Annotated in this window: 12 protein-coding genes and 1 tRNA gene; 5 read left to right on the top strand and 8 right to left on the bottom strand. The window is 37.8% G+C overall.

Features of this window, described 5'->3' with window-relative positions:
* Window positions 1–55: 55 nt before the first annotated feature.
* Window positions 56–430 carry a large conductance mechanosensitive channel protein MscL gene (mscL, locus tag TZ94_RS08355; protein ID WP_045615890.1) on the top strand — a complete coding sequence of 125 codons (375 nt, stop codon included), beginning with the start codon at window positions 56–58 and terminating at the stop codon, window positions 428–430.
* Window positions 431–537: 107 nt separating this feature from the next.
* A tRNA-Arg gene (locus tag TZ94_RS08350) sits at window positions 538–609 on the top strand.
* Window positions 610–654: 45 nt separating this feature from the next.
* On the opposite strand, the gene TZ94_RS08345 is transcribed toward TZ94_RS08350, so the two are convergent.
* Entirely contained in the window at window positions 655–2,556 is a 1,902-nt protein-coding gene (locus tag TZ94_RS08345; protein WP_045615888.1) for an ABC-F family ATP-binding cassette domain-containing protein, read from the bottom strand.
* Between the two features lie 151 nt (window positions 2,557–2,707).
* Between TZ94_RS08345 and TZ94_RS08340 the strand changes: the two genes are divergently transcribed.
* Both TZ94_RS08340 and TZ94_RS08335 read left to right on the top strand, forming a co-directional pair.
* A complete protein-coding gene (locus TZ94_RS08340; RefSeq protein WP_045615887.1) occupies window positions 2,708–4,426 on the top strand; it encodes a phospho-sugar mutase in 1,719 nt (572 codons plus the stop codon).
* A gap of 108 nt (window positions 4,427–4,534) precedes the next feature.
* Entirely contained in the window at window positions 4,535–4,882 is a 348-nt protein-coding gene (locus TZ94_RS08335) for a thiol reductase thioredoxin (protein WP_045615886.1), read from the top strand.
* A gap of 136 nt (window positions 4,883–5,018) precedes the next feature.
* On the opposite strand, the gene TZ94_RS08330 is transcribed toward TZ94_RS08335, so the two are convergent.
* The 7 genes from TZ94_RS08330 to mutY form a co-directional block, all read right to left on the bottom strand.
* Complete coding sequence (locus TZ94_RS08330) at window positions 5,019–5,792, bottom strand: potassium channel family protein (RefSeq protein WP_045615884.1); 774 nt, start codon at window positions 5,790–5,792, stop codon at window positions 5,019–5,021.
* Window positions 5,793–5,844: 52 nt separating this feature from the next.
* Complete coding sequence (locus TZ94_RS08325) at window positions 5,845–6,099, bottom strand: type II toxin-antitoxin system RelE family toxin (protein WP_045615883.1); 255 nt, start codon at window positions 6,097–6,099, stop codon at window positions 5,845–5,847.
* Between the two features lies 1 nt (window position 6,100).
* Window positions 6,101–6,343: a type II toxin-antitoxin system RelB family antitoxin gene (gene relB, locus TZ94_RS08320; protein WP_045615881.1), complete on the bottom strand. Its 243-nt coding sequence runs from the start codon at window positions 6,341–6,343 to the stop codon at window positions 6,101–6,103.
* An 89-nt stretch (window positions 6,344–6,432) separates the two neighbouring features.
* Window positions 6,433–7,242 (bottom strand): MBL fold metallo-hydrolase, encoded by an 810-nt coding sequence (locus tag TZ94_RS08315; RefSeq protein WP_045615879.1) that lies wholly within the window; start codon window positions 7,240–7,242, stop codon window positions 6,433–6,435.
* A 1-nt stretch (window position 7,243) separates the two neighbouring features.
* Window positions 7,244–8,593: a cell wall metabolism sensor histidine kinase VicK gene (vicK, locus tag TZ94_RS08310; RefSeq protein WP_045615877.1), complete on the bottom strand. Its 1,350-nt coding sequence runs from the start codon at window positions 8,591–8,593 to the stop codon at window positions 7,244–7,246.
* Window positions 8,586–9,290, bottom strand: a complete 705-nt coding sequence (gene yycF, locus TZ94_RS08305) for a response regulator YycF (protein WP_045615876.1) — start codon at window positions 9,288–9,290, stop codon at window positions 8,586–8,588. Before yycF ends, vicK begins: the two co-directional genes overlap by 8 nt.
* A 69-nt stretch (window positions 9,291–9,359) precedes the next feature.
* Window positions 9,360–10,517, bottom strand: a complete 1,158-nt coding sequence (mutY, locus tag TZ94_RS08300; protein ID WP_045615875.1) for an A/G-specific adenine glycosylase — start codon at window positions 10,515–10,517, stop codon at window positions 9,360–9,362.
* A 171-nt stretch (window positions 10,518–10,688) separates the two neighbouring features.
* On the opposite strand from mutY, the gene TZ94_RS08295 reads away from it, so the two are divergent.
* A complete protein-coding gene (locus TZ94_RS08295; RefSeq protein WP_045615873.1) occupies window positions 10,689–12,968 on the top strand; it encodes a Xaa-Pro dipeptidyl-peptidase in 2,280 nt (759 codons plus the stop codon).
* Window positions 12,969–12,970: the final 2 nt, after the last annotated feature.

Here is a 12,970-nt window from a genome sequence, read left to right as displayed (position 1 = left end):
TTAATATAAATTTACGATATAATCTAGTCTGAAAAATTTCGAAAGGAAAAAGAAAATGTTAAAAGATCTTAAAGCATTTTTGCTCCGCGGTAATGTCGTAGACCTTGCTGTCGGTGTGATCATCGCCACTGCATTTGGTGCTATCGTAACTTCATTCGTTAACGATATCATCACTCCACTTCTATTGAACCCAGCTTTGAAAGCTGCGAACGTTGACCGTATCGCTGAACTTTCATGGAATGGTGTTGCTTACGGAAGCTTCTTGAGCGCTATTATTAACTTCATCGTTATTGGTACAGTTCTTTTCTTTGTTGTTAAAGGAATTGAAAAAGCTCAAAGCCTTGGTAAGAAAGAAGCTGAAGAAGCTCCTGCAGGTCCAACTGAATTGGAAGTTCTTCAAGAAATCAAAGCACTTCTTGAGAAAAAATAATTCCATAAAGGATTTAGTGAATACTAAATCCTTTTTCTATTCTTTAAATTCATGTTTTAGATGACTCTTGAGTTAGACCTTGTTTTTTGATATAATAATTAAAGTTTCCACCCTTAGTGTAATGGATATCACGTAAGATTCCGGTTCTTGAGATGGGGGTTCGATTCCCTCAGGGTGGATAGATATAAACGAAAAAAGCAACAACCCTGTTGCTTTTTTTATTTTTAAACTTTCTCCGACAATTCTTCCCACTCCAGCATAGCTTCTTCCTGGCGTTGGCTAATCATATCTAGTTCTGCTTGTAACTGCATGAGTTCATCTGCATCATTGGTACTGTGCATTTGTTCGGAAATGTCTTGTGCTTTGGTTTCTAGCTCTTCGATTTCTGTCTCAAGACTTTCAATTTGTCTTATTAACTTACGAAGTTCTTTTTGACTCTCTTTCTGAGCTTGGTAATCATTAACTGGAGAAACTTCTTTTTCTTGTTTAACAGCTGCCGCTTCTTCCGTTTGACTAGCTACTAGCTCTGCTTTCTTTTCGACATAATAGTCGTAATCACCCAGATAAAGGGTTGAGCCATTTTCAGACAATTCTAGCACATGAGTCGCTACACGATTAATAAAGTAACGGTCATGGCTGACAAAAAGTAAAGTACCGTCAAAGTCAATCAAAGCATTTTCCAAAACTTCCTTGCTATCGATGTCTAAGTGGTTTGTCGGTTCGTCGAGAATCAGAAAGTTATTGTTTTCCATAGAAAGTTTAGCTAAGAGCAAGCGAGCTTTTTCTCCACCTGAAAGCATGCCAACTGATTTCTTAACGTCGTCACCAGAAAAAAGGAAGGCACCTAGGCGATTACGGATTTCAACTTCTGGCGTTAATCTAAAATCATTCCAGAGTTCATCCAAAACAGTATTGCTTGCTGTTAACTTACTTTGCGTCTGGTCATAGTAACCAACTTCAACATTAGCACCAAAGCGCTTCTCCCCCTTAATAAATGGAATTTGGTCTACAATAGACTTAATAAAGGTTGTCTTTCCAATACCATTTGGACCTACTACTGCAACGGCATTCATCTTACGAAGGTCAAGATTGATAGGCTCTGACAATATTTCACCATCATAGCCAATAGCAGCATTCTCCACCGTCAAAACGACATTACCAGATACTCTATCAGAATGGAAGGTCATATTAGCTGATTTCTTGCCAGCTTCAGGCTTGTCCAATCTCTCCATTTTCTCCAGTTGCTTGCGTCGGGATTGCGCTCGTTTGGTTGTCGATGCTCGAACAAGATTCCGATTGACAAAGTCTTCTAAGGCAGCAATTTCCTTCTGTTGCTTTTCGTAGTTTTTGGCTTCAGTTGCGAGTTTTTGCTCCTTCTGCTCCACAAAGCTAGTGTAGTTTCCTACATATCTATCTAAGGAATGTTTGGTTAAGTCAAGTGTTATAGTTGCAACCTTATCGAGGAAATAACGGTCATGACTGACGATAATCAAGGCACCACTATAATTAACTAAATAGTTTTCTAACCAGGCAATGGTTTCAATATCTAGGTGGTTGGTTGGCTCGTCCAAAACCAAGAGGTTCGGTTTTTCAAGGAGCATTTTGGCTAGAGCCAAACGAGTATTTTGACCGCCAGAAAGCTCGGCAATCGTCATCTGCCACATGGATTCATCAAACTTAAAACCATTTAGAATAGCACGAATATCTGCCTCATAGGTAAATCCTCCTGCCTGACGAAAATTCTCAGACAAGCGATCATAATCAGACATAAGTTTTTCTAAATCTGTACCGGTCTTTTCACCCATCTCGAGCTCCATCTGACGAAGCTGTTTCTCAGTAGTTCGTAAGTCATCAAAAACGTGCAACATCTCGTCATAGATAGTATTTTCTGACTCAAAACGGCTATCCTGGGCTAGATAAGATAAAGAAATATCCTTTTTCTTATTGATCTCACCAGAGGTTGGCTCTTCTTCTCCAACCAAGATTTTTAAAAGGGTAGACTTACCTGCTGCATTTTTCCCAACGAGGGCAATACGGTCTCTTTCATCTACTTGTAGGTTTATATTATCAAAAAGAACCTCTCCTGCAAAAGAGCGTTCGATTTTATTTGCTTGTAAAATAATCATACAGTTAGTATAGCATGTTTCTTTAAGCCGTTCAAGGCTTGTTCCTAAGCTACATTTTACAACTTATCAGAAACTTATGCTAACGTTTTACTAAAACTTCATTTCATGGTATAATGAAGCCGATTAGAATATATAATAAAGGAGATTTCCTATGACTTATCAAGAAAATTACCAAAAATGGGTAGATTTTGCAGAACTTCCTGACTACCTTCGTCAAGATTTAGAAAATATGGATGAAAAAACAAAGGAAGACGCCTTCTATACTAATCTTGAATTCGGTACAGCTGGTATGCGAGGATTGATTGGTGCAGGTACAAACCGTATTAACATCTATGTAGTCCGTCAAGCAACTGAAGGTTTGGCTCGTTTGATCGAATCTAAAGGTGGGAACGAAAAAGAACGTGGTGTAGCTATTGCTTACGATAGCCGTCACTTCTCTCCAGAATTTGCCTTTGAATCTGCAGCTGTTCTTGCAAAACACGGTATTAAATCTTATGTCTTTGAAAGTCTCCGTCCAACTCCAGAACTTTCATTTGCTGTTCGTCACCTTAACTGCTTCGCAGGTATCATGATTACTGCCAGTCACAACCCTGCTCCATTTAATGGTTACAAGGTTTATGGTGAAGATGGTGGCCAAATGCCTCCACATGATGCGGACGCTTTGACTACCTACATCCGTGCTATCGAAAATCCATTTGCTGTTGAAGTTGCTAATGTAGAAGCAGAAAAAGCCTCTGGTTTGATTGAAGTTATTGGCGAAGCAGTCGACACCGAATACCTCAAAGAAGTTAAAGACGTAAATATCAACCCTGCCTTGATTGAAGAGTTTGGTAAAGATATGAAGATTGTCTATACTCCTCTTCATGGTACTGGTGAAATGTTGGCTCGTCGTGCTCTTGCTCAAGCAGGATTTGACTCTGTTCAGGTTGTTGAAGCTCAAGCAACACCAGATCCAGATTTCTCTACTGTTAAATCTCCAAACCCTGAAAGTCAAGCAGCCTTTGCCCTTGCTGAGGAGCTTGGTCGTCAAGTTGGAGCTGATGTTCTTGTTGCAACTGACCCTGACGCTGACCGTGTCGGTGTTGAAGTTCTTCAAAAAGACGGTAGCTACCTCAACCTTTCAGGTAACCAAATCGGTGCTATCATGGCTAAGTACATCTTAGAAGCCCACAAAAATGCTGGGACACTTCCAGAGAATGCAGCTCTTTGCAAATCTATCGTATCAACTGACTTGGTAACTAAGATTGCTGAAAGCTACGGCGCAACTATGTTCAACGTCTTGACTGGTTTCAAATTTATCGCCGAAAAGATTCAAGAATTCGAAGAAAAACACAATCACACATACATGATGGGATTTGAAGAAAGCTTCGGTTACTTGATTAAACCATTCGTACGTGATAAAGATGCGATTCAAGCTGTTCTTGTTGTTGCTGAACTTGCTGCTTACTACCGTTCACGCGGTTTGACACTTGCTGACGGTATCGAAGAAATCTACAAAGAGTACGGATACTATGCTGAAAAGACAATCTCTGTTACTCTTTCTGGTGTTGACGGTGCTGAACAAATCAAAGCAATTATGGCTAAATTCCGCAACAATGCTCCAAAAGAATGGAATGCAACAACAATCACTGTCGTTGAAGACTTTAAAGCTCAAACATCTACTGCTGCAGATGGCACTGTAACAGCCTTGACAACTCCTCCAAGCGATGTCTTGAAATACACTCTTGCAGATGGCTCTTGGATTGCTGTTCGTCCTTCAGGTACTGAACCAAAAATTAAATTCTATATTGCAGTGGTTGGTGAAAGCAATGAAGATTCACAAACTAAAATTGCAAATATTGAAGCTGAAATCAACGCTTTTGTAAAATAACAACTTAAAAAGATGAGATAGACTATCTCATCTTTTTTCGTATCAAATCTAAGCATTTTTAAAAACTTTATGGCATACTAGATTTATCAATGAAAGCGAGGTAAACTCATGGAACAATTCTTAGAAGATATTAAAGATCTCGAAGTTACAACTGTAGCTCGTGCGCAAGAAGCCCTTGAAAAAAAAGAAACTGCAACTTTCTTTATCGGCCGTAAAACTTGTCCTTACTGCCGTAAATTTGCCGGAACTTTAGCTGGTGTCGTTGCCGAAACAAAAGCACACATCTACTTCATCAACAGCGAAGAACCAAGCCAGCTCGATGCATTGCAAGACTTCCGCTCACGTTATGAAATCCCTACAGTACCTGGATTTGTACATGTTACTAATGGAGAAATCAAGGTTCGTTGTGATTCTTCTATGTCTGCACAAGAAATCAAAGAATTTGCTGGTTTGTAAGAAATTTAGTTTAGATTGAATTTTAGGAGATAATCCAATAATTTATTTCATGTTAAAACGCATAATATCAAGGTTTATGAACTCCTGATATTATGCGTTTTTTGATTTTATAGACTGTTGAAAAACTATTTGTTTGCTAACATTTTTTCAGCAATTCTTTAACCATCTGATTCAACTCTTCAAGCTTCTTATCTTGTGATTCTATTAATTGTCTTTGATTCTCAATTTCCTTATAAAGTTTATCAAGATTTATTTGAGTTTTAGATTCATCCTTAACAAAAAAATTAGTTAAAGAACTTGTTAGCATTCCTATTGTTCCAATTCCAACTAGCATCAATAATACAGCTAGCCATTTCCCAAATAGGCTACTCGGTACAATATCCCCATATCCAACAGTTGTAACTGTAACAAGTGACCACCATACACTATCAGAAAATGACTTCTCTTCAACAACTGATAAGATTGAACTACCAACTAGAACGATAAAAAAATTGACATACAGAATGTAAATTAATCCATTTGTTCTTAGAAAAATTTTTAGCTTTTTCTCTAATTTGCCAGTAAGACCTATAATTCTTAATAACCGAGTTAGTTTTACTAACTTTGTTAAGCGTGCAAGACGGAAGATCCTCCCCAAACGAAAAACTGTAAAAATAGCATTCAAAGGCAGAATTGCAAGCAAGTCAAAAATGTTGTTTATAATAAATGACCATTTACTTTTGGAAATACTAAATCTCCAAATATAATCGACAAGAAAAACAATCCATATGACTAAGTCTACAATACTGTATGGAGGTTTCTCAAGATCAATTAAATCTGTAAAACCAAGTATGACTAAAACAACTGATATTAAAGCTAATATTATAATACTAGTATCGTAATATGCCTTTATCTTCCACTTGTTCTGCAATCTGTAAACTCCTCTTGTTATAAAAATTAAATAAAATAGTTTAATGGGATTTCTAATAAATATCTCTACGATGACCAACTTCCAGAGTAGAGACTATCAGTTCATCATCTACAATTTGCACAATAACTCGATAATTACCAATCCGGTACCTCCATTGACCACCTCGATTCCCCACCAAAGCTTTCCCATGCCGTCTTGGATCCTCTAAAACGTTATTTTCTAGATACTTTGTAATTAATATTTGTGTATAACGATCTAATTTCTTTAGTTGTTTAATAAATCGTCTTGTTGGAACTAGCTTATACAAGTTAATCTTCCTCCAGGCCTAGATCATGCATCATTTCTTTCCAAGTAATGGGTTTAAGCCCTTTTTCCAAATCTTCTAAATACTCTTGATAAGCTAAATCTGCTACACGAGCATCATATTCATCCTCTAAAGCTTCTAAAGTTTTTGTCCGTATCAACTCTGAGAGAGAAACTCCTTCAAACTTAGCCATTGCTTTCATAAATGTTTTATCTGCTTCGGAAACTTTTAATGTAATAGTCGTCATGTTTCTTCTCCTATAACTATTGGTAACACTATTGTATTACTTTTTAAGAGCTCAGTCAAGATAAAAAGAACACCTCTCGGCGTTCCTTGCTATATCTCCGTCAATGGTGTTGCAGTGTCTGGTGAAGTATCGTAAACTTGAAAGTCTACTCCTACTCCCAGGTCTGCTTGAGCTAGCTGGTTGACCATGGTCATGTGGGCCAGTTCCTTGATATTATTCTCCTTAGACAAATGTCCTAGGTAAATCTTCTTGGTACGATTCCCAAGTGTGCGAATCATGGCATCCGCTCCATCCTCGTTTGAGAGATGACCAAGATCGGACAGAATCCGTTGTTTGAGTCGCCAAGCATAAGATCCAGCTCGGAGTATCTCTACATCATGATTGGACTCAATGAGATAGCCATCTGAATTTTCAACAATACCAGCCATACGATCACTGACATAACCTGTATCTGTCAGCATGACAAAACTTTTATCGTCCTTCATAAAGCGATAAAACTGGGGAGCGGCTGCATCGTGACTAACTCCAAAACTCTCGATATCAATATCACCAAAGGTTTTAGTTTTTCCCATTTCAAAAATATGCTTTTGAGAAGAATCAACTTTACCTAAGTACTTACTATTTTCCATAGCTTGCCAAGTTTTCTCATTGGCATAGAGGTCCATGCCATATTTACGCGCTAAAACTCCAACGCCATGTATGTGATCCGTGTGTTCATGCGTGATTAATATCGCATCCAAATCTTCTGGTTTACGATTGATTTCACCTAATAAACTTGTGATTTTTTTACCGGATAAGCCGGCATCTACTAAAATTTTCTTTTTTGGTGTTTCCAAATAGAAAGAATTTCCACTGGAACCCGATGCTAAAATACTATATTTAAAACCGATATCACTCATTCTAGTCTTCTAGTTCATCCTCCCAAATCTCTTCTTTCACGGCATCCTTATCGTATGGAAGTACGATAGTAAAAGTAGAGCCCTTGCCATATTCACTCTTGGCCCAGATAAATCCATTGTGTTGTTTGATGATTTCTTTTGCTATCGCAAGACCCAAACCAGTACCACCTTGGGCACGACTTCTAGCCTTATCAACCCTGTAAAAACGGTCAAAAATCTTCGGTAAATCTTCTTTAGGAATTCCAAGCCCTTGGTCCGAAATAGATAAAATCATCTGGTCATCAGTTGTTTTCATGCTAACCGTAATTTTCCCACCATCAGGAGAATACTTGATGGCATTGTTGAGAATATTATCTATTACCTGAGTCATCTTGTCTGTATCAATTTCAATCCAGACCGATGTAATCGGATAATCTCGAACTAACTCGTATTTCTTTTCCTCATCCTGGGCTCGTATCTTGTCGAAACGATTTAGGATAAAAGTAATGAAAGCTGTAAAGTTAATCAATTCAACATCTAAATGACTAGTTGCATTATCAATACGAGATAGATGTAAGAGATCTGTCACCATTCGCATCATACGGTTGGTCTCAACTAAAGATACTTTGATAAAATCAGGAGCAACAGGTTCATATAATGCACCCTCATCCAAGGCCTCTAGGTAAGATTTTACACTGGTCAATGGAGTTCGCAATTCATGACTAACGTTGGAAACGAAAAGCCTTCTCTCGCGTTCTTCCTTCTCTTGTTCAGTCGTATCATGTAGAACTGCTACCAAACCAGAGATAAAGCCGGATTCTCTACGAATCAAGGCAAAACGCACACGCAAACTAATATACTCCCCATTTACATTTTGGGAATAAATCATCATTTCAGGACTTTGCGTAATTAAGTCTCTAAGCTCGTACTCATCTTCAATCTTGAGCAACTCTAAAATATTTTGATTGAGCGCGTCATCACTTTCAACTCCAAGTTGTCTTTTAGCCATATCGTTAATCATAGTGATTTGACCACGACGATTTGTTGCAAGAACCCCATCAGTCATGTATGATAGGATACTATGCAATCTTTTACTTTCCTGCTCAAGGTTTTCTTGAGTTAGACGAATAACTTCAGACAAATCATTTAAGTTATTCGTGATATTAGTGATTTCAGTATTTCCTTGCATATCCAACACCTGAGAATAATCCCCAGCAATTAAATCTTTAACCTTTTGATTTAACTGTTTAAGACGAATATTATCTCTTCGGCCTTCAAGCAAGAGAAAGCTCACAAGCATGATAAAACCAATTAAAATGAGTACAAAGACGAAATCTCTGGTTAAAATTGTTTGTTTAATTATATCAATCATTATTTCTCATATAATAACCCACACCACGACGAGTTAAGATATATTCAGGTCTACTTGGTGTGTCTTCAATCTTCTCACGTAGACGTCTAATAGTGACATCGACTGTACGAACGTCACCGAAATAATCATAGCCCCAAACCGTCTCAAGGAGATGTTCGCGGGTAATAACTTGACCAAGATGAGAAGCTAAGTGATGCAACAATTCAAACTCTCTGTGGGTTAAGTCTAATTCTTCCCCATATTTTTTTGCCACATAAGCATCTGGAAGAATCTCTAAATCACCAATTTGAAGGCTTTGTAACTTAGCATCTTCCTCTTGGTTATCCACTGCTACTAACTCCGTACGACGGAGTAAAGCTTTAACACGCGCCTGTAGCTCACGATTTGAAAATGGCTTAGTCACATAATCATCCGCGCCAAGCTCAAGGCCAATAACCTTATCAAACTCACTATCTTTTGCTGAAAGCATGATAATTGGAACACTACTTGTCTTTCGAATCGTTTTAGCCACTTCAAGACCATCAATTTCTGGAAGCATCAAATCCAAAATAATAATATCAGGTTTTTCAGCTTCAAACAGTTCAATCGCTTCACGTCCATTAAAGGCTGTAACAACTTCATAGCCTTCCTTGGTCATATTAAACTTAATAATATCTGAGATTGGTTTTTCATCATCTACAATCAATATTTTTTTCATATAGTCACCTTTTTTCCTTGTATTAATTATACCAAAAAAATGCAAAGAAGACACGAAAGACTAGTGTTGTCAGCATCTTTTTGAATACTCTTGCCAAATCTTTTGCTGAGGTTTTGCTAGTGGATAGAGGTCAAACTCATCTGGAGTTAACCAAACAACTTCTTTGTCGCTATATTCTTTTCTCTCAACTACTTGCCCCGCTAGAATTCGTACATGCCACTTTCGATGGCTAAAGACATGTTTCACTTCTTCAAAATGGGTATCCTGCCAGTCAACCTCTAAATCATAATCCTGCTCAAAGCTTTCTTGAGGTGAAGGACCGATCTGCTGGAATGATTCAGCCACTTGACTAAAGAGATTTAATTCTTCGTCTTTTGAAAATCCCTCTACCTCAATCAAGGGGAAATGCCAAAATCCAGCAAGCAACTTTTCACTTTCATTTTTCTCTAGTAAAAACTGTCCTTTACTATTTTGTACCACTAAAGCATTGAGATAAATAGGAACCGGCTTTTTCTTTGGTGCTTTAACGGGATAGCGATCCATAGTTCCATGTTTATAGGCAGCGCTAAATTCTTTAACAGGACTATCTTCTGGTCTAGGATTAACTGGTGATTCGATATCAGAACCTAAATCCATCAAAGCTTGGTTAAAATCACCTGGACGATCAGGATCAATCAAAATTTCCATCATAGCTTGAAATATTTTACGATTGCTTGGATTGCCAATGTCGTGATTGACTTCAAATAGACGAGCCAAAACTCGCATGACATTCCCATCAACTGCAGGTTGTGGAAGGTTAAAGGCAATGCTTGCAATAGCGCCAGACGTATAAGGACCAATCCCCTTCAAACTTGAAATACCTTCGTAAGTTGAAGGAAACTCTCCGTTAAATTCATTCATAATCTGCTGAGCTGCTGTTTGCATATTGCGAACACGAGAATAATAACCAAGTCCTTCCCATGCTTTTAATAAACGTTCTTCAGGTGCGATTGCTAAACTCTCTACAGTCGGAAACCATTCTAGGAAACGCTCGTAATAGGGAATGACAGTATCAACTCTTGTTTGCTGCAACATAATTTCAGATACCCAAATATGGTAAGGATTCTTGCTTCTTCTCCAAGGTAAATCTCGCTTATTTTCATCATACCAAGCTAATAACTTTTTGCGAAAAGAGCGAATTTTATCTTCTTCCCACATGGATACGCCATATTTCTCCAAATCTAACATATATCTAGTATAGCATATCCTTATAAGATACTCAAAAAATGGAAATAAGGCTTTATACTAGCCACATATGATTCTTTTCACTCGCCTATCACATATCTATCAACTGTTTCTGTTATTTTCCATATTTTTTTGATATAATGACTTTTGAATGAATCTTTAAAGGAGATATCAATGCGTTTTAATCAATTTAGTTATTATCCCGTTACAAATCAACAAGCACTAAAGGAATTATCTGATCTTGGCTTTAAACTTGATCTATCAGCTTCAAATAAAGAACAGTTTGAAGCTTTTGTTAGAACTTGTTTTTTCAATTACAAAAATACCGACTATCCACTTTCCGCTTTAGCAGTTGATAAGGAGACTGATCTTCTCACTTTCTTCAATTCAGAACGTGAATTAACTGCAGAGATTTTCTATACTGTAGCATTCCAGTTACTTGGATTCAGTTACTTAGTAGACTTTGAAGATAGTATTGATTTTCATGAAGATACAGCATTCCCAATTGTTTACGGAAATTTGATTGATAATCTCTATCAACTCCTTAACACGCGCACTAAAAAGGGAAATACCTTGATTGACCATTTGGTGAGTGATGGTCTTATTCCTGAGGACAATAACTACCACTACTTCAATGGTAAGAGTTTGGCAACCTTCTCTGCAAACAATGTCATTCGTGAAGTTGTTTATGTAGAAACTCGCGTTGACTCTGACAAGGATGGTCTGCCTGATCTCATTAAGGTAAACATTATTCGTCCAGCATACAATGGGAAGATCCCATCTGTTATGACGGCAAGTCCTTACCATCAAGGAACCAATGATAAAGCAAGCGATAAAGCTCTTTACAAAATGGAAGCTGTGCTAGAAGTCAAGGAACCACATAAAATTACGCTAGATAAGCCAACCCTAGACTTGGTTGAACCAGTTGGTGACGCAGCACTCGTTTCTGATGCTGAAGAAAAACTCACTCATATCAATAGCAGCTACACACTTAATGACTACTTCCTTCCAAGAGGATTTGCAAATATCTATGTATCAGGTCTTGGTACCAAGGATTCTCAAGGTCAAATGACCAATGGCGACTACCGACAAGTCGAAGCTTATAAAAATGTTATCGATTGGCTCAATGGTCGTTGCCGTGCCTTTACAGATCATAGTCGTAAACGTCAAGTCAAAGCTGACTGGTCAAATGGTAAAGTAGCAACTACTGGACTTTCTTACCTAGGAACAATGTCTAATGGTCTTGCTACTACAGGAGTTGATGGTTTAGAAGTCATTATTGCTGAAGCAGGTATCTCATCATGGTACAACTATTACCGTGAAAATGGTCTTGTGACAAGCCCAGGCGGCTATCCTGGAGAGGACTTTGATTCATTAGATGAATTAACTTATTCTCGTAATCTCTTAGCTGGTGACTTTATTCGTGGAAACGAGGCTCATAAAGAGTCTATAGAAGAACTCAAGAAAAATCTAGACCGTAAAACGGGCGATTATAACCAATTTTGGCATGACAGAAACTACCTACTCAATGCCCAAAAGGTTAAGGCTGAAGTTGTCTTTACTCACGGTTCACAAGACTGGAATGTAAAACCACTTCATGTCTATCAAATGTTCAATACTCTTCCAAGCAATATTAAAAAACATCTCTTTTACCATAACGGCGCCCATGTTTATATGAACAACTGGCAGTCTATTGATTTCCGTGAATCCATGAATGCCCTTTTGACACAGAAATTATTGGGTCAAGAAACTGACTACCAACTTCCAAGAGTCGTTTGGCAAGATAACACCAGTCCACAAACCTGGGTAACTCTTGAAGATTTTGGAAATCAAACCAACCACAAAACTTTCACATTAGGTACTGAAGAAGCTGTCATTCAAAACCACTATGAAGACTCTGATTTTGAACGATTTGGAAAAACTTACCAAACCTTTAATAATGAATTGTATCAAGGTAAGGTCAATCAGATTACAATTGACCTTCCAGTGACGGAAGACCTTCATCTTAATGGACGTGTTAAACTAAATCTTCGTCTCAAGTCAAGTACAAACAAAGGCTTACTTTCTGCTCAACTTCTTGAACTTGGTCAAAAGAAATATCTACAACCGTATCCAGGAGTCTTGTCCGTTCGTACAATCGATAACGGTCGTTACCACATGCTTGAAAATCTTTGTGAACTTCCATTTGCTCCAAATGCTCAGCGTGTCGTTACAAAAGGCTATATCAATCTTCAAAATCGTCATGATTTACTGAAAATTGAGGAAGTTAAGCCAGATGAATGGATGGAATTCCAATTTGAGCTACAACCAACTATTTACAAACTAAAAGAAGGCGATACAGTACGTCTCGTTCTTTATACTACAGACTTTGAGATTACTGTACGTGACAATACAGACTATCACTTGACTGTCGACCTTGCACAGTCTAGTCTCGAAATCCCATATCAAAAATAGTT

This window comes from Streptococcus infantis (assembly GCF_000960085.1).
Classification (GTDB): domain Bacteria; phylum Bacillota; class Bacilli; order Lactobacillales; family Streptococcaceae; genus Streptococcus; species Streptococcus infantis_C.
The sequence above is the reverse complement of the archived record's forward strand: the minus strand, read 5'-3'. Positions and strand labels throughout refer to the sequence as shown.

Coding starts and splice junctions, on each gene's coding strand:
- mscL (WP_045615890.1), top strand. CDS start 56: ATGTTAAAAGATCTTAAAGCATTTTTGCTCCGCGGTAATGTCGTAGAC.
- TZ94_RS08345 (WP_045615888.1), bottom strand. CDS start 2,556: ATGATTATTTTACAAGCAAATAAAATCGAACGCTCTTTTGCAGGAGAG.
- TZ94_RS08340 (WP_045615887.1), top strand. CDS start 2,708: ATGACTTATCAAGAAAATTACCAAAAATGGGTAGATTTTGCAGAACTT.
- TZ94_RS08335 (WP_045615886.1), top strand. CDS start 4,535: ATGGAACAATTCTTAGAAGATATTAAAGATCTCGAAGTTACAACTGTA.
- relB (WP_045615881.1), bottom strand. CDS start 6,343: ATGACGACTATTACATTAAAAGTTTCCGAAGCAGATAAAACATTTATG.
- TZ94_RS08315 (WP_045615879.1), bottom strand. CDS start 7,242: ATGAGTGATATCGGTTTTAAATATAGTATTTTAGCATCGGGTTCCAGT.
- vicK (WP_045615877.1), bottom strand. CDS start 8,593: ATGATTGATATAATTAAACAAACAATTTTAACCAGAGATTTCGTCTTT.
- yycF (WP_045615876.1), bottom strand. CDS start 9,290: ATGAAAAAAATATTGATTGTAGATGATGAAAAACCAATCTCAGATATT.
- mutY (WP_045615875.1), bottom strand. CDS start 10,517: ATGTTAGATTTGGAGAAATATGGCGTATCCATGTGGGAAGAAGATAAA.
- TZ94_RS08295 (WP_045615873.1), top strand. CDS start 10,689: ATGCGTTTTAATCAATTTAGTTATTATCCCGTTACAAATCAACAAGCA.